Source organism: Acidicapsa ligni, assembly GCF_025685655.1.
Classification (GTDB): domain Bacteria; phylum Acidobacteriota; class Terriglobia; order Terriglobales; family Acidobacteriaceae; genus Acidicapsa; species Acidicapsa ligni.
Window position 1 is genome coordinate 88918 of sequence record NZ_JAGSYG010000008.1, and the last position, 26004, is coordinate 114921.

Genomic DNA, 26004 nt, shown 5'->3' on the forward strand with positions numbered 1-26004 from the left:
CCTGCGGTGAGGTCGATTGTGCTGGGGGCACCATGACTATCGAGGACCACCCTCCGAGAACAACGCGGTCCGTATCAGGGCGGTGGGCTATAATTTTTTCGCATGATAGCGACGCAAGATGATTTCGGAGATGCTCGAAAGTCCCTGGAGACGGATTTCCTCCGTGACGGCGGCGAAATGGGAGAGCGAATCCTACTCCACAATTGGTCCGATACACCACTGGGACCTCTTTCTAATTGGCCGTCGCCGTTGCGGATTGCTGTCGGCTTTTGCGTCAGCTCTCAATTCCCAATCATCATTCATTGGGGATGGCCGAACCCTGTTGTTCTTTACAACGATGCTTTTATTCCTTTAATACGGGAGAAGCATCCCGCGGCGCTGGGCTCGCTGCTGTTTGAATCGTGGCCGGAGCTACGCCTTACCATCGAGCCGACGTTGCAGGGCGTAATGACCACCGGCAAGCCGTCCCTAGTACGAGATCTGCTTCATGTTCATGATCACAGTGGGTTTCTCGAGGAGCGATATTACACTGTATCGTTTAATCCCATCGTTCTAGAGTCAGGACGAATCGGGGGCTGTTTTTGTCTCTCCGATGACACAACAGATCGCGTTATCGGCGAACGACGCCTTCGCATGCTTCGAGATCTTGCGGCACGTTCGATGGAAGCAAAAGAGATCGATGAAGTGTGTAGAATCGCCGCCGAGACGATCGGTGAAAATCCGTACGACTTGCCTTTCGCGTTGTTTTATGTACCGGGTGAAGATCATAAGCGGGCGCGCCTGGTTGCACATGTCGGCTTGAATCCTGGTCAACCATCAAGTCCAATAGAAACCGAGCTGATAGAAACGGATGCGTCTACAGCGTGGCCTATCGCGCGCGCATTCCAAACTAATTCGGTCCAGGAAATAGATGACGTTGAGCAAAAAATCGGACCGTTGCCGGGAGGCTTTTGGGAGGATTCTCCGCACTCCGGTCTGGTGTTGCCGATTTCGTTGGTCGGCGAACAAACCTCAGTGGCACTTGTCGTGGCGGGGATCAATCCACACAAACAGCTGGATGCTGCCTATCGTGAGTTCCTGGATTCGGCCTGCAAACTAATCGCGGCGACGTTCATGCGCGTGCAGGCAGACCAGTCTTTGGCCATTCGCAAAATCGTGGATCTGATACCCGTAATGATCAGCGTCATGAAGCCGGATAGCTCAGTTCTGTGGGCCAATCAAGCTATTTTGGACTACACGGGGTTTTCTATCGAACAAGCGCGCGAGCCGGATATGGCCAAGCGCGGATTTCACCCGGACGATGTCGAGCAACTGCGCGAGGAGCGACGCAGGGGCATGCTCGGCTGCAAATCGTTCTCGGTGGAACAGAGAATTCGACGCAAAGATGGTCAGTATCGATGGATCTTCGCGCAATTTAACCCGCTCATGGATGAGCGAGGACAGGTAATTCGGTGGTATGTGACGGGAATTGACATCGACGATCGCATCCGCTCGGAAGAGAGAACACGGAATGAAAACCTTATCCTCCGAGAACAAATCGAACGTGACTCGATGTATGAGGACATTGTCGGATCTTCTGTTCCCCTTCGTAAGGTATTGTCTCAAATTAGTAAGGTTGCACCTTTGGATTCCACAGTTCTTATCCTCGGCGAAACGGGCACAGGTAAAGAGTTGGTTGCGCGCGCAATCCACAAGCGGTCGAATAGGGCATCACGAGCATTTATTGCCGTGAATTGCGCTGCAATCACTCCATCTTTGATAGGCTCGGAGCTCTTCGGCCATGAGAAGGGCGCCTTTACCGGTGCGACGCAACGGCGACTGGGGCGTTTTGAAGCAGCGAATGGTGGAACGATCTTCCTTGACGAAATAGGCGACGTGCCGCCGGAGATACAAGTGGCGCTTCTCCGGGTATTGCAACAACGTGAAATCGAACGGATAGGGAGTGGTAAGCCAATTCCTATTGATGTGAGGATCGTGGCCGCCACTCATCGGGATTTGGACACTTTAGTGTCTGAAGGTCGGTTTCGTGAAGATCTCCTTTACAGACTTAATGTGGTGCCTATCCTGATACCTTCGCTACGGGATCGTGGCACGGACATCCCCTTGCTCGTCGAATACTTCATCGCTCGATTCGGGAGTAAAGCTGGGAAAAAATTTAGAACGATTGATAAGACGACCTTAAAGCTCCTCCAAACGTACGATTGGCCGGGGAATATCCGCGAATTGCAAAACGTTGTTGAGCGAGCGGTCATCCTCAACGATTCGGATTGTTTTACCGTGGATGAGACCTGGTTCAAGCGAAAGCAACCTCAGGCTTCTTCTCAGACAGCTACCCTGAATGGCGTCCTAGTGAACCAGGAGAAGGAAATGATTGAAGCGGCTCTTGCCGAGAGCCGTGGCCGGGTTTATGGACCGGAAGGAGCAGCCGCGAAGTTAGGTCTTCCGGCACGATCGCTCGATTCAAAGATCGCTCGCCTGGGAATTGACAAATATCGGTTCAAATCGCAGAAATACTGATATTCGAAGGAACCTCGCACCGCGCCTCGCTTCTTCAACTCCGCACAGAAGTCCAGCCTCATCCTGGTGTTTTCATCCTGTCCATTCGGAACTCCCATTGCGCGTAATTCCCTCTGCGATCCGGGAACCCTTAAATTTAAGGGTTTTACCCCAGGCTAAGTTACTAATTATCAACAACTTAAAATGGCCTTTCTTTTGCATATATAGAAGGCAAATTTGGAAACCTTGCATGACGCTGAAAATTCAACGGTTCTTTGGAAAGCACGGGCCCCGAATTCGGCTAAGTGGCGCGCTTCGGTGTTGCCAACTGGTCGCAGTGCTCAGTGAGATCGAACGTGATGGCTGGCAGGTGACTTTGGAATTGGACGAACTGGATCTGGTGGATATTCACGCAGTCCGATTTCTGAATTCCTGTGAGGCTCAAAATATCAGGCTGGTCAACTGCGCACCCTACATTCGGGAATGGATGTTTCAAGAGCGAGCAAGCGAACCCAATTAGGAAGGGGCTTAGCAGACAACACATTTCAGATGGCAAGCAATGTCCCTGTGTAAGAGAAATCATTATGACCCAAACACCAGCGGCATAAGTAGAGGTGCCGATCTATCTCTACCGTCGCTTAACAGTTAAGAGGAGGTTTTTCATGACGACTGCACACAATAGCCTCGAAGCACAGTTTCTGGCGGCTGGGTTCATCATCTTGCTCTGCTCAGGTGGGGAGGATTGGGCGAAGGGACGTTCCTTGAGTTGTAACCGGGACGTTACGAACTTAGCCAGATCCAGGAATGCATTCTCAATAACGACTTATTGGTGAGTCGGCTCCGTGCCAACCATGGGTGAGACGTAAACCTTTTCGCATTGAATGTTCACGGAGAAATGAGTGAGTCAGACCAGATACAGGCCCGAACGAGATGGTTCTCGAAGGGATCAGAGCGACAGAGTGAACGCGCTCATACAAGCAGCGCAGGCAGGCTCAGGTGTTGCATTTGAAGAACTCTATTCGATCTACGCAGGGATCGTGTTTCGGACTGCATATTCCATCGCAAAAAACCAGGCAGACGCGGAAGATGCGATGCAAGATACTTTCTTCCGCGCCTACATGGGTCTCAAAAACTTTCGAAAGGACGCCCAATTTCGTACATGGATTACGCGTATCGCCATCAACTCGTCCCTCATGATTCTTCGAAAGCAGCGACGGAGATGCGAAATTTCGATCGACGGAGCATCGGAGACTGAGAGCAAGCGCCCTGCAACTGAATTCGTTGATGCACGGCCAGGACCGGAAGAATCCTATCGTTACAACCAGAAGCGTGACATTCTCGATCAAGCGATAAAGAAACTTCCCATGGTTCTCCGCTCAGCTCTTGAAGAGAGAGTCATTCGAGAACGTTCGATCGACGATGCTGCACGAGTATTGGGGATTTCTCCCTCAGCCGTGAAATCCCGTCTTTTCCGGGCTCGGAACTACCTTGGCGGAGCCACTAATTCGAGACGCTCCGTGGATATAGAAGCGAATGTGCTGTCGAGGCATGGAGCGGAGAGGAATCTATCGAATCGGCTCACAAGCGAAGGAACAACGGAGGGTCGATGACAAACAAATCGATGGTCTATTTAATTGACAGCGACTCGACGCTTCGTCAGTCGGTTCTGGCTTTTTTATCATCCCATGGATATTGTGTCAGGGCCTTTGAGTGCCTCGATACGTTTTTCTTATCGCCGAAACCGAACCTGCCCGCATGTGTGATTCTCGATCTCACTCCGGGAACTATGGATGGACTCACCGTACTGCAAAAACTAATCTGTGACGCTGCCATGCCTTTCATCGTTACGTCAGCGCATTGCGATATTCCAACCATTGTCGGGGCGATAAGGAATGGAGCTACCGAGTTTCTGTTGAAACCGGTGGATGAAGAGCAGCTTCTAACTGCAGTGAGCCTGGCTATCAGGCAGGCGCATGAGCAGTGGGCTGACTTCCAGTTTCTTCGCCGGATTCAAAGCAACTATTCTCACTTGACGCCACGAGAGCGACAGGTTTTGCCGTATGTGGTGAGCGGATATCTCAACAAGCAAACCGCATACGAACTGGGGACGAGCGAAATTACCATTCGAATTCACCGAGGGAAGATCATGAAAAAGATGAAAGCCTCGTCCCTTGCGGAACTTGTATGGCTCGCTGTCCTGGTGGGAGTACCAAGCCGGACGCCAACGCAATGGAGTGCCGGAGCAAGCGATGTGTATTTCACAAATGCTGAGAAACGCGGCTTGGCAATCTCTCAAGCACAATCCTGCTTTTTCGGTAGGCGCTCGACGCAGTCCTCGCGAAAAGAACAATCAGACAAGCTCACTCCGGACCCATTGTGCTTATCTCAGAACTAGTGGTCTCGTAGAACCAATGGGGTCCTGTTGAAGCGGCCGCAGTAGCTTGATCCGGGGTCAGAATCACCCCAGGGCATCCGTCTAAAAGAACGTGGTGTCTTCGGGATGCTGCTTGAGTTTCTGCAGCGCAGCCTGCACGGCGCTCTTTGCGTCGGCCAGTTCAGGCAGAGCGGGGAAATGGCGAGAGTGGCTATTGCCGCGGACAGGTCTCCGGGTCGGTGGAGACCAAATGCAGGGATGCTGACCAACGTCACGTAATTAATGGATGCTGTGTGTGATTTGGATTACAGTTTCTCCATGGCCTTAGATAGCTTGCAAGTACGTCGAGCGCTTGAGAATGAAGAGTTAGAACCATGTTTCCAGCCGTTGGTAGAACTGCGAACTGGCCGACTGGCCGGTTTTGAAGTTTTGGCGCGTTGGCGCCATCCAGAATTTGGCTTAGTGCTACCCGAAAACTTTATCTCACTGGCCGATGAGAACGGCTTGATCGGCGATCTCATGGAACAGATCTTACGGAAAGCATTTTTGTCCGCGTCCTTGTTTCCTGAACCTTTGTCTCTTGCTGTGAATGCATCTCCAACGCAGTTGCGGGATCTGAACCTTCCCCGGCAGATCGAGAATCTAGCCAATCAAGCCCGGTTCTCACTTGAGCGACTGACCATCGAAGTTACCGAAAGCGCACTTCTCGGTAACCTGGACCGAGCGAAGGCTATCGCTGTTCAGTTGAAGGCCATGGGATGCAAACTTGCGCTGGATGACTTTGGGACCGGCTATTCAAGTCTGGGACATTTGCAGGCGCTTCCCTTCGATGAACTGAAGATTGATCGCAGCTTCGTTGCATCAATGACCAAGACCAGGGAAAGCCGCAAGATCGTCGCCGCTACCGTAGGTCTGGGACATAGCCTAGGTCTCACAACCGTGGCGGAAGGGATTGAGACCGAGCAGCAGGCAGACATGCTGCTTTGGCTTGGCTGCGAGATTGGCCAGGGTTGGCTTTATGGAAAGGGGGTTCCCATCGGTGAGGTATCCGCAATTGTCGAAGCTCCTCCCCGAGCCATTTCTGCCGGTCTATCCACGCCGGGTGACGGGTGGGCGGTTTCGAGTCTGGAAGCACTGCCAGCCCAGCATCTTGCCCAACTACAGGCCATCTACGACGGCGCGCCCGTAGGTTTATGTTTTCTTGATCGCGATCTGCGCTACGTGAGTCTCAATCAACGGCTTGCCGACATGAATGGAGCGTCTATAGCTGCGCACATGGGCAGGACGGTACAGGAGATGATTCCCGAATCGTTTCCGGCGCTGGAGCCCTATTTACTCCGCGCTCTGAAAGGCGAAGCTGTCTCTGAGGTTGAGGTCACCCGGTCGCCGAATGTCCCCGGAGAAGAAAATTGGGCGGCGTTGCTGTCCTATCAGCCGGCGTTGGATGAAGCCGATGAAGTCATTGGAATCTCGGTTGCCGTCTCCGACATTACTGAGCACAAACGAACGCAGGAGGCCCTTCGCGCCCGCGACGAACGGGATCAGGCTGCAACCGAACCCACCGATCCTAAATCCTGGATCATGGACTCCGAAGGCAACAATCTGCATATGAGTTCCCGATGGGTGCAGACCACGGAGTTGAGCAGGAAGAAGATGCGCAACCTCGGATGGCTGGAAGCCTTACATCCGGATGATTTGGAATCCACGATGAAGATCATGAAGGAAGCGCTACGATCCGGTAACCCAATCGATATTGAATATCGGGTGCGAAACCTCGATGGGGACTGGAAATGGATGCGATCCCGAGGCTCCGCACGATTGAGTCCAACGGCAGAAATCATTCGTTGGTACGGTGCCGTGGAGGAAATCGACGAGAGCAGGCGGACGATCGTTGCGGTTGACTGAATTCCAAGGGATTTGAATCAGGGAAAAGGATGGTTGCTACGGATTTCGTTTTCGCCCGTCGAGAAATGTTGCTGCGATTATCTGCCTTAACGGTGTCGTCCCCGATGCTGTGAGGCTGGGTCAGGCTTAGAACCAAACCCAGCCCTCTCATGCGCGAAGAAGAGCGATATTTCGGGATCTATCCGCTATCTGTATCTCTCCAGGCTATATGCATGCTTTGCATATCTGTGGCCCCGAGACAATGTCGAGTCTGCTCTTCCGGAGAATGTTATTTCTCACTCAGGTAAACTACCTGAGCTCCTTCTCGGTCGAAGTTATCGAGCCACACTGAAATGCGAACATTTGTCTTCTTCTTATCGATGCGAGCCAAGGTTAAACGTAACCTGACCATAGACCGCAGCAGAATTGCCCACATATGCTCCCGCCGCATTCGCAGCGAGGAAATATCGCCGGTTGGTGAAGTTATCTACGTTCAAGTGAAAGCCCCACATGGATTTGTCATAACTGAATGTGGCATTGCCGATCACGTATGACGGGGCGGAATTCACATCCGTAATGTCACTGAATGTTTTGCCCAGATAGTTCAAACCGGCACCAACCTTGAATCCCTGCATGCCAGCCTTTGCAAAGTCATACGTCGACCAAAGATTGGCTATATGAGCCGGAGCACCCTGCGGATGGTTGTCCTGCGATGCGTCGCCGCTCTTCACCGCGACGACGAAAGCGCAGCGGCGTACAACAAGCTCTCTCGATTGCGCAGCGTATGGAACCGAGCGCTGAAGCTGACTGGACTGCTACGCTGAACACGAAGCTGGCCAAGCTGCACCACTGATCTTCATCTAGTCCCAGCTCTATCGACGCTCACGCTTCAGGCTTTGCCGTTGCCGCTTGAACGGCAAAGTTCTTTTCAGGCAGGCGACTGTTATCCCTCAACGTCGGCCGGTCTACAGAATCACAGGTAGCACATCACTCCCGATAAGTCAGCTTATCGTCACTGATCTCTTGCTGACGATAAACGCGTTTCCCGATATTAGAGCAGCTTCGCCAATTATGTGAACTTTTCATAGATTGCGATGCTGGCTTTTTCCTAGAGGGAAAGGTCAGTCGAAAGTTCCCTTTCGGTCTATATTTCTAGCGTATAGAGCAACTGCTCTCGTCTTCCACAGCTGATGCTGACGATTTTCTTCTGCGGATTAAGGGCGGAAGGATTCCTATTGTATTCCAAAAGGAAAGTGTGTAAAACTTCTGTTGGTTACCAAAAGGTTGAAGCTTATGAGTCAGAAGACGGATGTAAAACAGGGCACTTTAGCTCTTATGGTTTTGAAGACGTTGGAAGTCCTTGGCTCTTTACATGGATACGGCATTGCGCGAAGGATTGAACAGATCAGCGGCGATCTGCTTTCGGTAAATCAAGGCACGCTGTATCCATTGCTCCTGAAACTGGAGCAGGAGGGTTCGATCGACTCAGACTGGGGAGCTTCTGAAAACAATCGCCGAGCCCGTTACTACCGTCTGACCAAGGCCGGGAGACGACATTTGCAAAGCGAACTCCGGGATTGGCAGCAGACGACTGAAATCATGGCCAGGTTTCTCTCGGCGAGGTCGGAGGAGTTGTCATGAGAGCGCTTAGACGAGCGTGGCTGCGCGGGTGGACTTTTATCACTCGGCGCAGTGGCGACCAGCGTCTACGCGAGGAAGTTGAGCAGCACCTTGCCCTCGAAACGGAAGCAAATATCCGGGCGGGAATGACACCTGCACAGGCCCTCCGAACCGCACGGATGAAATTTGGTCCGGTCGAAGCGATCCGCGAGAGCTATCACTCAGAGGAGGGACTACCAGCTATGGAAACGATTCTGCAGAACTGCATCTTCGCGATGCGCATGATGAGGAAGTCGCCGGCTTTCACAGCGGTAGCAGCACTGACGCTGGCGCTGGGAATTGGGGCAACTTCCGCAGTGTTCAGCCTGATCCAGGGCGTGCTGCTGACACCGCCGCCCTACGATAAGCCGGATCAGCTCGTGCTGGTTTCGGCCGTGCGCACGGATAAACAGAAGATGGACAGCGCAAGGGGCTGGGCGGCTCAGCAGTGGATGGACTGGGGCAAAGATGCGACTTCATTGCAGGGCGTCGCGGGGTATGGCTGGACCTTCAATTTTCTGGTTCGCAACGACGGCAGCCAGTCGATGCAGGGAATGGAAGTAAGCAAAGATTATTCTCGGCTCATGGGCCTGAAGACCGCGGCAGGCCGGGGTTTTGAGGATTCCGATTTTGCGCCAGGTCCGGTGAAAGCGATTGTGCTAGGGTATGAGTTTTGGCAACGGGCCTTTGCTGGCGATCCCCAGATTATCGGCAAGACGATACGCATCAGCCGCTGGGATACGCCGCCGACGGTAATCGGAATCATGGAGCCGGGTGTACGCTTTCTTCCCTCGCCAGGGGCGGCGAAGGAGCCGAATTACGACGTCAATGCGCCGGTGGACCTGTGGGTGCCGATATATCCCGATCCCAAGAATCTAAAGGATCCCGGTTGGAACGTCGTCGCGAGGCTACGCGATGGTGTCTCACTGCAGAAAGGACAGCAGGAACTTGCTGTGCTTACAGCGCGGGGAGCACTATCGGAAAAGACATTTGAAGGGTTCCAGCCGCAACTGCAAACCGTGAAGGATGAAATGAATCAGGATGGGCAGCGGATTCTTCTACCTCTGCTCGGTGCCGCAGCGCTCGTGCTATTGATCGCGTGTGGAAACGTCGCAGCGCTGCTGCTGGTGCGAGGGCTGCAACGGCAACAGGAATATGCAATCCGAATTGCGATGGGGATGGGACGACTAGCCCTAGTGCGGCTCATCCTGACGGAGAGTTTGCTGTTGGCGATCCTCGGTGGCGCACTTGGCATCGGGCTTGCATTCGGCGCAGTCACCTTATTCAAGATGATCGCGATCCACGCCGTTCCGCGGCTCGATTCGGTACACGCAGGTTCAGCAGTTTTAGTGTGGGGACTTGTGGCTGCGGTACTCGCAGCATTCTTCGCAGGAATATTTCCTGCACTTCGGGTGCTTCGGCTGGATCCGATGGAGGTACTCAAAAGCGCTGGACCGAAAGGCACAGCAGGGGTCGGCGAGCGGCGTTTGCTGCGAGCTGTTGCCATGCTGCAGACATCACTGACCCTGGCGCTGCTGGTAGGCGCTGGACTGCTGATCCGCACGATGGCCAAAATCGCAGTAGTACCGTCCGGATACAGCACAGGCCAAATCCTGACGATGAGCGTAACCGATGTGCAGAACGGATCGACCTGGTCCAGCTTTCACCACCATGCGCTGGAGCGCGTTGCAGCCATTCCAGGTGTGCAGTACGCGGCGTTTGCCTGGGGCGTGCCATTAACAGGAAACAATTGGCCGGCAACGATAGAAATCGAGGGCCAGCCTCCAGCGGTCAAGGAGAGCGATAAAACGGCATTGCCGATGCGTGCGGTGACGCCGGACTATTTCAAGCTGATGGGAATGGCGCAGATGAACGGGCGCGAATTTCGTTCGACGGACGACGATAAGGCGCCAAAGGTGGCGATCGTAAACCACGCGTTCGCGGACCGCTTTTTTCCTCATGACAGCGCGATCGGAAGAAAGCTCTGGTTTGACGGACGAGACAAACTAGGCATCACAATCGTTGGAGAAATCTCCGATGGACGAACAGACGATTTGACGCAGAAAGCCTCGTCGGAGGTCTATCTTCCGCTCTGGCAGGCCAATGCATTCTCAAAGCATCTGGTTATACGAACCACGGCCGATCCACGTGCGATAGTAGTTGCAGTAGAGCGCGAACTGCGTGCAGTGGATCCGACTGCGGCGATCGAAAACGTGAGGACGCTGGAGCAGATTCGCGATGATTCGCTTGCATCACGTACCTTCGCTATGCGCTTGCTGGTAGGCTTTGCAGCAGTTGGAAGCTTGTTGACCCTGGTAGGAATTTACGGCGTGCTTTCCTTGTCTGTGGTTTCGCGCCGCAAAGAGTTGGCGATTCGCTGCGCAGTAGGAGCGCAACATAGCGACCTTCGCAAGTTGATCCTGGGAGAAGGATTTCGAGTGATTGCAGGCGGTGTGTTGCTCGGTGCAGCGCTGGCTGTCGCTTTATCGCAAGTGCTGAAATCTTTTCTCTACGAAGTGCAGCCCAGCGATCCTGCAACGTTGATTGCTGTGGGACTGCTGTTCCTGGCCGTGGGCCTGCTGGCGTGTTGGGTGCCTGCATGGCGTGCGGAAAAGGTTGACCCGCTCGAAGCACTGCGATGCGATTGATTTTAAGAAGCAGCTCAACTTGCATTTTGCAGAATGCAGGTTGAGCTGCATTTCAATCGTGTCGCAGGGCGCGGATTGGATCAATCCGAGATGCTCGACGGGCAGGCACGAAGGCTGCCATAAGCGACACTGATACCAGAATCACTGCGGTGCCGACGACCGTGAGTGGGTCCGCATTTCCAATTCCGTACAGCATCACTTTAGTTAATCGTGTGAGCCCAAGGGCCGCAATCAATCCAAGGACGGTTCCTGCACTCGTCAACCAAAACGCCTCGCGCAATACGCGAGAAAAGACCTGGTTGGTCCGTGCTCCAAGAGCCATACGCAAGCCGATCTCGCTGGTCCGCGTATTCACCGCATACGCCATCATGCCGTAAATACCGATGCTCGCAAGCACCAGGGCGAGCACGCTGAACCCACCTGTAAGCTTCGCAAGAGTCCGCTCGTCAGCCAGAGTTGACCTGACCTGATCCTTCATCGTGCTCACATCCGCCATTGACAGATCTCGATCGAGGGATTCGATAGCTGGCCGGACTTCTGCCAGAACGCTTGTCGGGTCGGCGACGGTGCGGACTTCGACCATCATACGACCCGGTCCTTTCACTTCTTGCATGTACGGAATATAGAAGATAGGAGGAGTATCGCTGCGCAGATCCGCGTAGCGCGTATCGGCAGCGATACCCACAATCTGAATCGAGCCATCGACGTCTTCGATATCTGTTTCAAATGTCTTGCCTATAGGACTCTCGCCAGGAAAGAACTTCTGTGCGAGTGCGCGATTCACAATTGCGACCTTAGGGGAGGTCGCGGTGTCACGGCGATTGAATAGGCGTCCTTGCAGAATAGGAATGCCAAGCGTCTGGAAGAAATCGACACCGACGCTGTTGGTCTGAACGCGAGAAGGGTCCTTCTCTCGCGCGCGACCGAGGACGTGAAAAGTTGCGCCCGAATGTCCATCGCCAATGATCCCTATATTGCTGACGGTTACCGAACGCACTCCGGGTAGAGAGGCAAGCTTTTCCTCCATTTGTCCAAAGAAAGTCATCGTTCGTTCATCGCTGTAGCGGGCACGCGGAAGACTAATGCGGAAAAGCAGAATGTGATTTGATTCAAAGCCCAATGGAATGCGATTGAGATTGAGTAGTGTGTGCACGAAAAGCCCTGCGCCTGTCAGCAATATTGCCGACAGCGCAATCTGACCGATTACAAGGCCCTGGTCAAACCAGAGTCTGTGCCGACTGGCGGTTGCACCGCCCGAATCGCGGAGTCCTGCGTGCGCAGCAATTCTCGTAGCCTGCCACGCAGGCGCCAGTCCGAAGAGAATGCCGGTTCCCAAAGAGATTCCCAGGGTGAACAGGAGCACGCGCCAGTCGAACTGTACTTGCACCAATTCCGGCCCGGATGAATTCATCAACAGCCTTGGAATAACATTGCGCCCAAGATAGCCGAGCAGTAAACCTGCCGCTCCGCCTAAGCTGGAAAGCAATACGCTCTCGGTTAGTATTTGGCGGACAATGCTTCCGCGACTCGCGCCAAGCGCCAGCCGCGTGCTTAGCTCACGTTGCCTGCTTGCCGAGCGCGCAAGGAGTAGATTGGCCAGATTCAGGCAAGCCAGCAACAGAAGAAACCCGGCCAGCGCAAGCAACACATAGGACGGTCGCTCGTATTTTCCTCGCAAATAATCCAACCCGCGGTCGCCCGGCTCCAACTGGAGGTGAAATCGATCGAGGTCGCCTGTCTGCTTTAGAACCGGCATCGCGCTCTGCCGCAGGCTTGCGTCCAGTTCGCCCTGCGCGCGCTCCTCAGAAACATCCGGCCGCAGACGAACGAGGATTTGCACCCACCACGATTGCGGATTATCGAGGAGAGAGACGCTTCCGTTCTGTGCCCTGGGCAAAACGAGCGGCTGCATCGTGAGCGGAACGAAGACCTGCATGGAGCTTCCCATCTGCAAGCCGCCAAAATGTCCGTCAGTGACACCTACGATCGTAACGGGAAAGCCATTCAATGAAATTGCTTTTCCGAGAACCAGAGGCGAGCGCGCAAATCGCTGCGTCCAATATCCATCGCTGATTACTGCTACAGGGCCACTGCCAGGCCCCTGGTCATCAGATGGGGTTAATGTCCGGCCCAACTCTGCATTTACGCCGAGAGGCTGAAATGCATTGCCGCTGATCAGCTCTCCGTTGATCATCTCCGCATGTCCATCGATGGTTGCGGTTATCGGAATATCTTTGAAGGCAATCAATGCCTGAACAGCATCGGTTCTCTTACGCATTTCTTCGAGCACGGGATAAGAGAATCCGTTACTTGTAAGGCCACCGGTTTCGTTCGGTCCGACATCTCCCCACACAGGAGGAACAGGCAGTTCATGACCGCTAACCCAGGTCAGCATTCTTAATTGCTGAGGATTCGCCACTGGCAGCGTGTCGAACAATACGCGCTTAGCCGCAGTAAAAATCGCTGTGTTTGCACCGATACCAAGGGCCAGCGAAGTAATGGCCACAAATGTGAGTGTCCGATTTCTCTGCAATTGGCGCAGGCCAAACTTCAGATCCCGCAATAATGTTGCGAACATCGAGAAGCTGCGTTGCTCATGATGGCGCTCCCTGAGAAGCGTTGTATTCCCAAACTGCCGCCGCGCCGCTGCTCCAGCCTCGGCAGGCTCCATTCCCTGGAGAATGTAGCGATCAGTCAACATCTGGATGTGCAGTTGGATCTCATTATCGAGTTCGAGACCGGTCCGTCGCTGACCCAAAAGACCCAGAAGCCTTGCCGTGAATACGCTAATCCAGACCTTCATCGTTGTTGCTCCTGAAGGCTAAGTACACGAGCGATGACGCCGGAGATCCGCTCCCAGTTCTCCGTCTCGATTGTGAGCTGCTTGAGGCCGGTCTTGGTTATCGAGTAATACCTTGCCTTGCGGTTGTTCTCCGAGACGCCCCATTTCGCCGCGATCCAACGTTGCTGCTGTAATCGCAACAGCGATGTATACACGGTGCCCTCGTTAAGCGTCAGCACATCCTCGCTCACCTGCTCTATGCGTCTGGCGATTCCAAACCCATGTTGTGGCCCCAGAGCGTGAAGCGTCTTGAGAATCATCAAATCAAGAGTGCCTTGCAGGACTTCCGACTTTTCAGCGGCCATAGTTTCTTCCTTTGCACATCGCAAAGGTACCACCTGTCCTTTGCGATGTCCATAGGAGATTTTTGACGATCTTTCGGAGGCCCGATCTGGGTTGGCAAGAACAGGCCGACGCACCCATCGACTCAATAAGGCAGCTTTTGCGCCACTCACGATAAGTCCGTTTATCAGGCTCATCCAGTCGCCGATGCAGCGCGCTTCTGATACTGATTCCCTTTGGCATTCATACCAAGTTATTAAGACCAGGCTATCGACTATCCCTCGGTCTTATAAAATCCGATCCACGTTTTCCGATGTTATCGCTGTGCGGGTAATTACAAGAACGGAGTAACATCGTCGGCGTTGCCGTAGCGCTACATAGTGAGATGCTCACTGTTCCAGCAGACCTGGAACAAACTTGTAGATCGCGTGGATCGATATCATTGCCCAATTGTTTTATTACTCGACCTCGCATAATTCTACTATTCTTGGCGTACGTCAAGTCGAGCAGAGAAGACTTTCTTGTCAAGGAGAACAAACGATGCCTGAGTGTATGACGAAATCTATTGCTACGGAGTGGACTGGCAGATGGGGTAGAAACAGTCGTGGCGTATCGCCGAAACACAAACTAATACTCAGTGTGACCGGTGCAATTCTAGGAGTTTTGCTCCAGGGTTGCACAGCGGACAAACATCCCTCACAGGGAGAATCCAGCCTGGCGAACGCGGCTAAAGACGTTGCGATTCCGCTGGAAGCAGGCAAGATGAAGAACCCGCTGCCTGACACGAGTGAGGTCGTGAGCCAGGGCCAGGAAGTATTTCTGGGGTCTTGCGCTCAATGCCACGGTGCGGATGCGCGCGGAGACTCTGACCTTGGCCGCAGTATGGCCCCGCCAGCCATGGACCTGAGCTCATCCCACGTGCAGCACTGGAGCGACGCGGAACTATTTTGGATCATACAGAACGGAGTTCGCCTTACAGGCATGCCTTCCTGGAAGTCGAGCATCTCCGATAACGACACGTGGAAGCTTGCACATTTCATCCACAGCCTACCCAGTGCTGCGTCCGTTCCCACGGCAGCTCCATCCAAGACACAGACCTCTGCCTCAATGCAGGATAAGTACACAATCAAAGTACCCAACGGCATCGCGTTCGCTGAGTTCAGAGGATACGAAGGCTGGCCTGTAATTGCCATTAGTCACAACGGAGGCGCACTCGCTGCAATCCTCGGCAACCCCCGTGATGATCAAAGCCTACAAGGCCGGCTACCCCGCTAACGGCAAGCCCTTTCCCGATGGCGCCATGATGGCAAAGGTGCATTGGAACGCAAAAGTAAATCCCGGTGAACCCGGTGCGCCGACGATACCAGGACCCCAGCACGACGTCGATCTCATGGTGAAGGACAGCAAGAGGTTTGCCGACAGCGGCGGATGGGGTTACGGCGCGTTCGAGTATAACGCAGCGTCTGATACGTTCACGCCCGCCACCTTCAAGGACAAACCGCCACAAGGGAACGATGCGAAGTGCGGATTCGCTTGCCATACAGCAGTGAAGACAAAAGATTACGTCTTCACGGACTACGCACATAGGTGACGCGATGTGAGTACGCTTTTCCTGGGTAGGAATGGCAGTGTCTATGCTTCCAAGTCACTAACTTCCAAGTTACTCGCGCTCTTGTCGATCGCTTCTTCGTCAGGATTAGTACTGACGAAGAAGCGATCGAGTTAGATATCAGAATATCCGACTCATCCTTTTAACGACGGCACCCTAGATATCCAAGAAAGCTCTTTGCGGCTTCCGTTGTAAATTCTTTGTCCGTCATGCGGGTTAGCTCCTGCCACATAGACACCTGCTCCAGAACACGCGCCTCAGCAACGGTGGCTGTTGTAAGAAGCGCAAACATGATTGCTTTACGCGGGTTAGGGTGCTGGATTTGATCGCGATAGACAATCAGTTTTTCCGCGAGACTGTTGAAGTTGCTCGCAACACAATGTAGAGCCTGCGTCCGAAACTCCTCATCCGAGTCGGATTCCACAAACCTCGTCAGTGCTCGCATCAGTCCAGGTCGCGACCGATACTGCTGCAATGTAACCTGCACGATCTGATGGACGAGGCCCTTAAGAGTCTTCTGTCGGAACTTTTCGTTGAGCTCATTCTGGTCAGTGGACCTCTCCAGTGCATCGAGAAGTGCGACGCGATATAGAGCATTTCGGTCGCGAAACCTCCGATAGACACTCGCCGGAGCGACACCCGCAGCACTGGCGATGCGTGGAATGGTCGCTCCATCGAGGCCGTGCTTCTCCAGCGTTGTGAGTGTCGCTGCGATTAGCAGGGCCGATGTCTCGCGACTCCTTTGCTGCTGAGGTGGCAGGAAACCTTTCGTCATTCGGTAAGAATAGAGGATAGTTGATCAATAAGCGAATGCGATGATACATTCGCATTTATGAAACCCAACGATGGCGCTATACCGTTGATCCCTAGGAGCATCCTCTTTGGGAATCCTGAGATTGACAGCGTACGTCTGTCTCCAGACGGCAAAATGCTCGTCTATCTTGCCCCGGTTGAAGGAAAGCTGGGCGTTTGGGTTCGAGCCATCGAAGAGCCAGATGGCCGTATCGTCGTTCACGATGCAAGTCGGCCCATCGCCTGGGCTCGTTGGCAGGGGGATGGAATCCACATCCTCTACCTGCAAGACCGTGGCGGAGACGAAAACTATCACCTGCTGCGTGTCGATTTGCTCGGAGGCGAACCCGAAGATCTGACCCCTGGCTACGCAATCCGCGCACAGCCTTTGGCTATCGATTTTCGTTTCCCGTACGAGTGCCTGGTAGCGATGAACGCACGCACACCAAGCCTCATGGACGTGCACCGGATCCATTTCTCGACAGGCACCCATGTGTTGGACACAGAAAATTCGGGCGATGTGCTCACCTGGCTCGCAGACAATCAGCACATCGTACGCGCAGCTGTCGCACAAAGGCCGGATGGAGGTCACGCCATCCGCGTGCGCGACACGACGGACGCCCCCTGGAGAACTCTGGACGAGCTTCCGTTTGCAGACGGCCTGCCTTGCCTCATTGGATTCTCGCCCGGCAATGACGCTCTTTACGCCATTACTGCGAAGTCGGCTAACACCAACCGTCTCGTGCAGTATGAACTCGCCAGTGGCTCCTGCACGACGCTCTTCGAGCACGCGGAGTTCGATGTCGAAAAAGTGTACATTGACCCGAGCTCACGGGAGGTCGGAGCTGTCGCAACCCTACAGAACAAACTCGTCTGGACGGCTCTTTCTCCCTCGTCGAAACGTGCGCTGAAGAGCTTCGAGAAGCTTGATGCAGGCGAGCTGTCTCTTATCACCGGCGCAGCAAACGGAGATGCCCTGCTATTCCAATGCCAGAGCGACATACAGCCGGATCAGTTCTACCTCTACGAGCCGGCAAAAGTGCGTGAGTCTTTGCTCTTCCAGAGTCGGCCAGCGCTGCGCTGCTACACCTTTGCACCGATGAAGCCCATCAACTTCTTCGCAAGGGATGCATTGGCGATCAATGGATACCTGACGCTGCCACCTGGGCCGGAGCAAACGATGCTCCCAACCGTGCTCTATGTGCACGGCGGGCCCTGGCATCGTGATCGCTGGGGCTTCGATCCAGTGGTTCAATGGCTTGCCAACAGGGGCTACGCCGTTCTGCAGGTGAACTTCCGCGGTTCGACCGGTTACGGAAAAGCCTTTCTGAACGCGGGTAATCGCGAGTGGGCCGGAGCAATGCGCACCGACTTGTTAGATGCTCGCGACTGGGCTATCACAGAGGGATTCTCCGACCCCGAACGTTTTGCCATCTTCGGCGCAAGCTATGGCGGCTATGCCGTCCTCACGGGGCTGGCCTGGGCGCCGGACGCGTTCCGCTGTGGCATCGACGTCGTTGGGCCATCCGATCTCACCACATTTATGGCGGCGATCCCCGCATACTGGGAGCCCATGCGCAGGATGTTTGAGGAGCGGGTCGGCAGTGGGGATGAGTTTCTCAAAGCGCAGTCGCCACTGTACCGGGCATCTTCCATCCGCGCGCCACTGCTGATCGTTCAAGGAGCAAACGACCCCAGGGTGAACAAGCGTGAAAGCGATCAGATCGTCGCAGCCCTGCGAAAAAACGGCACGGAAATCGAATATCTCGTCTTTGACAATGAAGGACACGGCCTCGCCGACGCAGAGAACCTGCAACACTTCGCCGAGATCGCGGAAGTATTCCTGGCTCGCCATCTTGGCGGCCGAGCCGAACCGATTGGCACCTACAGCTGATTCACAAATGTACGTTGAATACTGCTAAGCAGACTTATCGTCAGTGAACCCAACTGATGAAAAGAGCGTTTATCATTACCGATCTACTATTTCTTCGCCATAGTCAAGGACAGTGACTGGTCGATACGATTACTCGGCCGTCAGCAAGTCAGGCAGGAGCTTCATGGTGCGTTCAAAGGTCGAGTTGTCGCCGAGAACTCGGGCGAGGACCAATGAGCCTTCAATGCGGATGATCGTTTCTTCCGCCCTGGCTTTGGCGGCAGACGGAGAAAATCCACACTCTCGAGCGATGCCAGCGAATGCCTTAATCCAGGCCTGCATTGCGCCCTTGAGTCCGGCCCGGAGGGCATCCGAGCCGCCAGGTAGCGACAGGACATCGGTGACGCAGGACTTTTTTCCGCCCGCGTAGAAGGTTCGCAGATTGTCGGCCACGGCGGCGACCCGCTTCCGCGGCGGTGTGTCGTCGGTAAGTGGGTCGAAGACATTGGCCTGAAACCAGGCGACGACTCCCTGTGCCACGGCGAGAGCGATCTCATCTTTTCCGCCGGGATAGCGATAGTACAGGCTTGCCTTTTCGAGGCCAGTGGCTTCAGCGAGGCGTTGCAGGCTAACGCCGTCAAAGCCATAGGTCCGGAACAGGTCCAAAGCCCTGTTGTAAAAGTCTTCGTTGCTGACGATGCGGTGCGCCATGTGAATGCCCCCCCGAATAGATTCCCGATCGTTCGGTAATGATTCATCCAGATTTTTACAAGATTGTTTTCAGAATCCATGAATAGTTACCGAACGGTCGGTATCAAAAAGCAGTAGCAAACAATTCCGGCCTTCAATGGCCACCCAGGAGAACTACCATGTCGCGTTTCCAGACCTTCAATTCCACCACTGCCACAGGCAAATCCAAAGACCTACTCACTGCCATTCACACCAAGCTCGGACGTGATCTGAGCATGGCCGGTGTTATGGCGAACTCTCCCGTAGTCCTTGAGGGCTATCTGAACTTCAGCGGCGCACTCTCCGGGGGCCAGTTGAGCGCCAAGCTTCGCGAACAGATCGCCCTGGTTACAGCGCAGGAGAACCACTGCAACTACTGCCTCTCGGCGCACTCGGCCATCGGCAAGATGGTTGGCCTGAATCATGAGGAGGTAGTGAATAGCCGCAAGGGCACCGGCGAGACCGACAAGACTACGGCTGCGCTGGCCTTCGCGAAGCGCGTGCTGGATACCAAGGGCCAGGTCACAGAATCCGATCTCGATGCCGTGCGGGCTGCTGGCTTCTCCGATGGTGAGATCGCTGAGATCATTGCGCATGTTGCCCTGAACGTCTTCACCAACTATTTCAACATCGCCACCGATGTCGATATCGACTTCCCGAAGGTCTCGTACTCCGAGATTGGCTAAGCCGACCGAAATGCGACAGCAGAAGTCCGCGGTGGAAGCCGTGGACTTCTGCTGGGCCAGTCGCATGACATTGAACCGACCATCTGGAAGGAACAGCGAATGAGCCAGAAGGAGCAAGGGATGAGCAGGATGCTCACCTGTTAGTGGTTCGAGAATGCGGCGGATGGAGTCGTGCCTGGGCTTGCCTCAGTTTCGTTAACGTCCTTCAGGTCCATACGGTCGATCAGGCCGTTTGAAATAGTGTAAGTGTGCCAGACCTCGCTATCTGAAAGAACATCGCCGTCAAGACTCTTAACGAGTTGATGAACCCTGACATCCGTCTTGCCTTCGCTACGGTCGATTAACTCAATCGGCTCGACATGCGGGTCGAACTGGTGCCACTGGCGGGTCCAATAGGCACGGATCTCGTCCTTTCCCACTACTCGGCGGCCTTCCGAAGCCTTGGGCCAGCTGACATGCTCACTCATCAACGCGAACGCACCGTCGATGTCCCTCTTGTTGAAGGCAGCATAAGCTCTTGTTATCAAAGTCTGAGTGTTCGCCATAGTTCCTCCGTTGTTTTATGTGAGGTTGATGGGTGAGACCCGAATTCGTGCTGTCTCTCTTTTAACTCACGAGCTTCTTTACTACCTACGCAGGCCTGGCCATATGTTTGCTCAGTACATCCACCAAACCTTTGTTAGGAATGCACTGCCTCGCTGAAAAGGACGAGAGGATGTTGTCCAGCTCTGTCTCCGACAACCCTTTGAATAAGCTGGCATACATTGGCTGCATCAGCGTTCCGGCATAGAAGCATAGCAATGTCTGGCTCATACTCTTAGCGTTGAGAAGAGGATTGATATTTGGATCATCTACCACGTGACGAATCTGCTCTGCGAGCTGCGCTGTGGAGTCCTTGATTGGTGTTGCTGGCAGCCATCTCATCCAATCGTCGGTGCCGAGAGCTCTTTTCTTGCGGAGAAGATCTTTGATCCGCTCCATGTAAGGCGATTCAGGATTGAGCGTCAGCATACCCATCACGCCAATGTCCTTGTAGTTCCACGTCGTCCAATGTGCGCCGTTGCGCTCAAAGATGCCCAGTTGATCGTCCAATGCGCGGAGCCTGTCTCCAGCCTCGTCGGCTGGGCCATTGAAGGCCGATCCAAATTCGCCTACCCACAGCGGAACGTTATTCTGCTGTGTGAATTTTGTGCCTTCCGCATTGAGGAAGAGCTGCTCCTGCTTCTGAATATCCCACGGATCAGAGCCGCTACCCAGCGCAGTCCGAGGATGTATCAAGCCCGGGTATTGGCCAGGGCCGAATCCCGGGACGGTGTAATTATGCGAACTGTAGGCGAGATTGTCGTCGAAAGGCTTTTCGAGTCCAGAGAACATCGATGCGTAGCTATCACCTTCCAGGAAGATGATGTGCCTGGAATCTATCCTGCGAATTTCTGTAACCAGGCACCGGTAGAGCGCGTTCATCGCGTTCCAGTTGGGCTTGTAATTGGGAGGCACGTTCCAGGGGTAATCGCCCATTTCGTTGTTTGTGCAAGGTTCGTTCAGCACGTCGTATCCGGCGATCACTGACCTGTTCGCGTAACGCCGGGCGAACTCCTTCCAAAGACCGACGTAGCGATCCTGATAGGACACATCCCTCCAAAGCAGACTGATGCGCGAGGCATTATCGGAGTGCCAGTGAACGTTCTGCCATCCCTGCGCCGAATGAAGATCGAGAATGACATAGAGATCGTGTTTCTCACAGAGGTCTAAAACCTTATCGAGGCGCGTGAACCCTGACTCCTTGTATTTGAAGGGAGCCATGTCATCTTCAAAGTGCCGATAATTCAGCGGAAATCTAACGACGTTTACTCCAGCATTGCGAAGAAAGATCACATCGTCTTCATTGAAGAAATAATCCAGCATTCGATCGAAAAAGAACTGAGCTTTCGACGCGCCGAGCGTCTCTGCCATCTGTGCTCGCAGAGTGTGCTCGGCACCCGGATGACCATTGATAAAGTCCTCCATGTTCATCCAGCCGCCGGGGCACGTTCCCCTGAGCCGAACAGTTTTTCCTTTGCTGTCGACGATGTCACGACCTTTGACGCGAAGGAAATCCATTTTCTGTTCATGGTGATCTATCGCTGACACTGGAGAATCGCCGGGTAAGATTCTTTCAGCGACGGATTCGTTGGGAGTGAACACAGCCACTCCTGTGAAAGCTGCCAGCTTTAGAAACTCACGCCGTGGTTGACTGCCAATCGATTCCTTCGCCATGTACTTTCTCCAATCACGAGATTCTAAATTGTTTGCACTGTCCGTGGCTGGCTTCTGCCCTCGATGTGGGAGCATTCCCAGGCGACATGGATCGTTCCACCAGTCTTTATTGTGAAGTTGCACTACTGTGACGAGTACTGTCTCTCTAAGAGCGTCGAGCAGGGCAATCACTCACTACGGCTTCACAACGACCTCACAACGGCATGGCATCATATATTTCGGTTGCTTCGCTTTCTGCGTAAGACCGTTATACTTCTGTCACTAGGACGTACTCCGACATCTTCAGCAAGAGACAAGTTTGCATTCTTAGATGGGCGGACCGAATGAGCGACTCATCTCAGGTTGCATAAACCAATTAAAAGGATCCCGATCATGTTGAGCAGAGAAGAGCTAACATCGAAAATTCAGGACGCGAAGCTTAGCCGTGGTTTGAGCTGGAAGGACATTGCGAAGGAAATCGGCCCTGGCTCCCCGATTTTCTACACAGCCGCGCTACTTGGACAAATGACATTGACTAAACCCGAAGCCGAAAACGCGGCCAGACTTCTGGGCCTGAGTGAGTTGGAAGCGAGCATCCTAACCCAGCCTCCGAGTCGCGGGTCTCTGACGACGCTGCCACCTACAGATCCTCTCATTTATCGTTTCTACGAACTCATTCAGACCTATGGGACGACGTGGAAGGCGCTTATCGAGGAAGAGTTTGGCGATGGCATCATGAGTGCTATCGACTTCGAAATGCAGATCGAGCGGGAACCAAATCCCAAGGGTGACAGGGTCAAGATAGGCATGTCCGGAAAGTTTCTTTCTTACAAGCGCTACTAGAGTGGTACACAACTCTACATCGCTCAACAGAAGCTAATTCGCTGATACGAATCCGATTTTGATGGGTGCACAGGCGATTATGTGCTTCGTGAGGACGTAAGCGTGGTCTTCGCAATTTGATACAAGAGAGTGCAGTCCTCGGTGAAGGAACGCAGGCAAGTCGTGCGTGATTAGCTTTAAAAGGCAAACCGGACGCCTAACTCTATGCGCCTGGCGGTTTCGGCGGCCAATGATTGGCCGATGGCTGAAGACGAAAGGACTGTGTTCACGGCAGTGATGTTGGTGTGATTCAGAAGGTTTGCACTACGCGCGCTGAAGATAAGGGTGCGAGTTTTGTCCTTGGGGTTGAGTGTGAAGGCACGGCTCAAACTTGCGTCGAGATGCATGACGGTTGGCATGGTTCCCAGATTGCGCGGGACGTTTCCATTGACGGTGTTCGTGGTTAACAGTCCGAAGGGCGTACTGTAAGCACCTGAGCCCGGAGCCGATGCATAGGATGGGCGATCATTGAAATTCCCATCTCCATTTGCATCGGTGCCCGTGGTGATGTTGTAGGGAGTCCCATTTCTCACATCCAATATGGAGGAGAAATCCAGTTTGCGTGGAAGATGAAGGCTGCCGTTCGCGTATACGGCATTGTTGCCTACCCAATTGTCGCGGGAGTTTTCGCCGATGTTGCTGTAGCTTGATTGGGGACCGGAAGCGTCGCTTGTGTTGGATTTTCCATTGACGTGTACATAGGCGCCAGAAATACTGGCCCATTTGCCGGTGGGTCGATCCGCAGCGATAACAAACACATTGCCGCTTGAATGGCCGGCGTTTTGATACTGAATCACATTTTCATTCGGAGCGCCGGGGCGCGGGCTCATGAGCGCCGCAATTGGATCGGGCGGTATTCCAATGCAGGTGCCGAGAATCAACGGCGCATTGATGTTTCTGGACAGCAGTTGGTTCCAGCTTGAATACCAATAGAGCGTGGTCTCCAAATGCCAGCCGCCAGGGAATGTGCGCTCGATTCCGACATGCGTTTGAAACGAAGAAATTTGGATGAGAGATCGCGGAAATTGATCGACAGCGCTGACGTGAATCGATCCTGAGACGGGCGTCAACGGGTTGTTATAACTGGGCGAATATACCGTCGTCTCCTGTTGCCGGACGCCGTTGAGACGGGCCACCTCCGTTGCGAAACTCTGTTGGTTTGGAAAGTGAAAGATTCCTGCGCGCAGGTGAATGATCCAGGTGGACTTCTTATCGGGCGACCAGGACAGGCCAACGCGCGGAGAAAAGTTGCTAAAGCTGTTTGGAGATGTCTGAAGCTGATAACGCAGGCCCCCGATCACGCTGAATTGTGGCGCCAGCTTGATTGCATCCTGGGCATACAGGCCGAGGCGCCATTGGGTTAAAGGGACGAGCGCCGTGCCGGTGGTAAGTTGATACGTGGTGGGCGAGCCGCCGGGGAGACTGAGCAATGCGCGGCGGTACTGTTCGATGCCGCTGATTGTGGTTGTCTGGCCAGTGGGATTGTTGTTTGCATCAAGTACCGGTGCGCTTCCGCCTCCAAACTGGAAGGCTCCATTGAAGGTATTGGGATCATAGTCGTGAACGAAGAACCCGAGTGACTGAGCACCAATCTTCCATGTGTGTTTTCCCTGTGTGACCATCAAATCGTCGTCGGCTTCGAGATCCTGTTCACGATTGTCCAGGTTCTGGCTTGTGGCTCCGCCTCCGGTGAAATAGCCGGCCACCTGGAGAGAAGGGTTCATTGAAACAGGGGTGTTCGCAGTGCGCTTCCAGGTGTAGCCGATCCGGGTTTCGTGCAATATATTGGTGCCCAGCGTCAAGGTGTTGTTCAGCCTCAAATCGTATTCGCTTACCAGGCTGGAATAACCGGCTTCAGCCAGCGTAAGTCCGCCAATGCCTTGGTTGCCGAGATTGTTGACGTTCGCGGTGAACGACACGGCCATGCTGTCGTTGACAGCTGCCTGCCAGTCATCGCGGGCGGAAGCTATCCAAAGCCGCTGTGGCGCCGAAACAGACTGCTGCAATGGACTCGGGTTGCCCTCCGCATCGAGCGTGACTGCATCGACCACATTGAATTCATCGATGTCGCGCTTCTCAAGCGCAAGAGCGAAACCATTCTTCTCTGCAACAACCGGGCCGCTTATTTCAAAACCGTATCTCTGTTTTCCGGCTGGCGTGGCGGTTGCCGAAAGTGGATCGGTGGCATTGAAGATTGCATTGCTGTCGGTGAAAAACAATGCACCGTGGTAGGGACTTGCGCCTGGTTTTGTGAAGATTTCAATCCGGCCCCCCAGGTAAGGAGCTGATTCGTACTCCGCTGAAAACAGGTCAGGGTTAACGCGGATTGAGGCGATGGATCCTTTGGGTGGAACCGCGCTGGCGTTTTCGAAGCCATCAACGGTGAGCAGTGCCGAACCGGGCATTCCTCCGCCACTCGCCGCTATAGCCTGCAATTCGCGGAGGAAATCATCGGGGTCGTCCGATAACTGCTGAACATCCCGCGTGCTGAGTGTGCGCGTTCCTACGCCGTGATCTGCGTCAAGTGCTGTTACGTCATCGCCCACCTGTATGTTGGTCGCAAGGTTGGCAATTTGCAGTTGGATGTTGAGATGCGTGACCAGGTTTGGCGAGGGGGCGGCAGTGACGGAAGCGTCCGCAAAGCCGTCAGCCTGAACCGTGATGGCAACCTGATTTCCGCTCAGGCACGACAGAGTAAACTGCCCGGCTGGGTCTGTTGTCGCCTGCGAACTCCCGGCGATCTCGACTTTAGCATCGGCGATAACTGCTCCGCTGGGATCGGTGACGATTCCCTCGACCGAGAATCCTTGCGGACAAGGCTGTTGGGCTATTCCATCAGAGAGGGCAGAGAAGGCCAATAGCGGAACCAGGGAAACAGTCAGCGTCCAAATTGTTCTTCGTATAAACGCACATGAGAAACTGCTCAAGGCGTAAAGAACCATTCGTGTTGGCAGTGAATTTTCGCTCCACTTTGGCTTCATTTCGGCTCCTATCGTGCTTGTGCAGCTTGTCC

The 26004-nt window shown here is 54.0% G+C and carries 19 protein-coding genes; 11 read left to right on the forward strand and 8 right to left on the reverse strand.

Features of this window, described 5'->3' with window-relative positions; genetic code table 11:
• Positions 1-447 precede the first annotated feature (447 nt).
• The 4 genes from OHL19_RS21235 (at position 448) to OHL19_RS21250 (ending at position 6775) form a co-directional block, all read left to right on the forward strand.
• Complete coding sequence (locus tag OHL19_RS21235; RefSeq protein ID WP_396126818.1) at positions 448-2517, forward strand: sigma-54 interaction domain-containing protein; 2070 nt, start codon at positions 448-450, stop codon at positions 2515-2517.
• Positions 2518-3395: 878 nt separating this feature from the next.
• On the forward strand, positions 3396-4106 hold the full coding sequence (locus tag OHL19_RS21240; protein ID WP_263359847.1) for an RNA polymerase sigma factor: 711 nt from the start codon (positions 3396-3398) through the stop codon (positions 4104-4106).
• Entirely contained in the window at positions 4103-4891 is a 789-nt protein-coding gene (locus tag OHL19_RS21245; RefSeq protein WP_263359848.1) for a response regulator transcription factor, read from the forward strand. Before OHL19_RS21240 ends, OHL19_RS21245 begins: the two co-directional genes overlap by 4 nt.
• A 297-nt stretch (positions 4892-5188) precedes the next feature.
• Entirely contained in the window at positions 5189-6775 is a 1587-nt protein-coding gene (locus tag OHL19_RS21250; protein ID WP_263359849.1) for an EAL domain-containing protein, read from the forward strand.
• A 353-nt stretch (positions 6776-7128) separates the two neighbouring features.
• On the opposite strand, the gene OHL19_RS21255 is transcribed toward OHL19_RS21250, so the two are convergent.
• Positions 7129-7485 (reverse strand): TonB-dependent receptor domain-containing protein, encoded by a 357-nt coding sequence (locus tag OHL19_RS21255; protein ID WP_263359850.1) that lies wholly within the window; start codon positions 7483-7485, stop codon positions 7129-7131.
• Between the two features lie 562 nt (positions 7486-8047).
• Here OHL19_RS21255 and OHL19_RS21260 point away from each other — a divergent pair.
• Both OHL19_RS21260 and OHL19_RS21265 read left to right on the forward strand, forming a co-directional pair.
• On the forward strand, positions 8048-8395 hold the full coding sequence (locus OHL19_RS21260) for a PadR family transcriptional regulator (protein WP_263359851.1): 348 nt from the start codon (positions 8048-8050) through the stop codon (positions 8393-8395).
• A complete protein-coding gene (locus tag OHL19_RS21265) occupies positions 8392-11061 on the forward strand; it encodes an ABC transporter permease (protein WP_263359852.1) in 2670 nt (889 codons plus the stop codon). Before OHL19_RS21260 ends, OHL19_RS21265 begins: the two co-directional genes overlap by 4 nt.
• A 52-nt stretch (positions 11062-11113) precedes the next feature.
• Here the strand turns inward: OHL19_RS21265 and OHL19_RS21270 are convergent, their stop codons facing one another.
• Together OHL19_RS21270 and OHL19_RS21275 are read right to left on the reverse strand one after the other, a co-directional pair.
• Positions 11114-13864 (reverse strand): ABC transporter permease, encoded by a 2751-nt coding sequence (locus OHL19_RS21270; RefSeq protein ID WP_263359853.1) that lies wholly within the window; start codon positions 13862-13864, stop codon positions 11114-11116.
• Complete coding sequence (locus tag OHL19_RS21275; RefSeq protein WP_263359854.1) at positions 13861-14208, reverse strand: PadR family transcriptional regulator; 348 nt, start codon at positions 14206-14208, stop codon at positions 13861-13863. Before OHL19_RS21275 ends, OHL19_RS21270 begins: the two co-directional genes overlap by 4 nt.
• Positions 14209-14737: 529 nt before the next feature.
• Here OHL19_RS21275 and OHL19_RS21280 point away from each other — a divergent pair.
• Together OHL19_RS21280 and OHL19_RS21285 are read left to right on the forward strand one after the other, a co-directional pair.
• Complete coding sequence (locus tag OHL19_RS21280) at positions 14738-15460, forward strand: c-type cytochrome (protein ID WP_263359855.1); 723 nt, start codon at positions 14738-14740, stop codon at positions 15458-15460.
• A complete protein-coding gene (locus OHL19_RS21285) occupies positions 15426-15776 on the forward strand; it encodes a cytochrome P460 family protein (protein WP_263359856.1) in 351 nt (116 codons plus the stop codon). Before OHL19_RS21280 ends, OHL19_RS21285 begins: the two co-directional genes overlap by 35 nt.
• 160 nt (positions 15777-15936) lie before the next feature.
• Here OHL19_RS21285 and OHL19_RS21290 read toward each other — a convergent pair whose 3' ends face one another.
• Positions 15937-16569 (reverse strand): TetR/AcrR family transcriptional regulator, encoded by a 633-nt coding sequence (locus OHL19_RS21290; RefSeq protein ID WP_263359857.1) that lies wholly within the window; start codon positions 16567-16569, stop codon positions 15937-15939.
• Positions 16570-16626: 57 nt separating this feature from the next.
• On the opposite strand from OHL19_RS21290, the gene OHL19_RS21295 reads away from it, so the two are divergent.
• Positions 16627-18480, forward strand: coding sequence for a S9 family peptidase (locus OHL19_RS21295; RefSeq protein ID WP_263359858.1), 1854 nt, complete (start codon positions 16627-16629; stop codon positions 18478-18480).
• Between the two features lie 129 nt (positions 18481-18609).
• On the opposite strand, the gene OHL19_RS21300 is transcribed toward OHL19_RS21295, so the two are convergent.
• On the reverse strand, positions 18610-19170 hold the full coding sequence (locus tag OHL19_RS21300; RefSeq protein WP_263359859.1) for a TetR/AcrR family transcriptional regulator: 561 nt from the start codon (positions 19168-19170) through the stop codon (positions 18610-18612).
• Between the two features lie 158 nt (positions 19171-19328).
• Here OHL19_RS21300 and OHL19_RS21305 point away from each other — a divergent pair, with 158 nt between their 5' ends.
• Entirely contained in the window at positions 19329-19874 is a 546-nt protein-coding gene (locus OHL19_RS21305) for a carboxymuconolactone decarboxylase family protein (RefSeq protein ID WP_263359860.1), read from the forward strand.
• Between the two features lie 140 nt (positions 19875-20014).
• Here OHL19_RS21305 and OHL19_RS21310 read toward each other — a convergent pair whose 3' ends face one another.
• A complete protein-coding gene (locus OHL19_RS21310) occupies positions 20015-20419 on the reverse strand; it encodes a nuclear transport factor 2 family protein (protein ID WP_263359861.1) in 405 nt (134 codons plus the stop codon).
• A gap of 85 nt (positions 20420-20504) precedes the next feature.
• Positions 20505-22130: a glycoside hydrolase family 5 protein gene (locus OHL19_RS21315; RefSeq protein WP_263359862.1), complete on the reverse strand. Its 1626-nt coding sequence runs from the start codon at positions 22128-22130 to the stop codon at positions 20505-20507.
• A 372-nt stretch (positions 22131-22502) separates the two neighbouring features.
• Here OHL19_RS21315 and cynS point away from each other — a divergent pair, with 372 nt between their 5' ends.
• The gene (cynS, locus tag OHL19_RS21320; protein WP_263359863.1) at positions 22503-22952 is read left to right on the forward strand and encodes a cyanase; all 450 of its coding nucleotides are present in this window, start codon (positions 22503-22505) and stop codon (positions 22950-22952) included.
• Between the two features lie 176 nt (positions 22953-23128).
• Here cynS and OHL19_RS21325 read toward each other — a convergent pair whose 3' ends face one another.
• The gene (locus OHL19_RS21325) at positions 23129-25972 is read right to left on the reverse strand and encodes a TonB-dependent receptor (protein ID WP_263359864.1); all 2844 of its coding nucleotides are present in this window, start codon (positions 25970-25972) and stop codon (positions 23129-23131) included.
• Between the last annotated feature and the right edge of the window lie 32 nt (positions 25973-26004).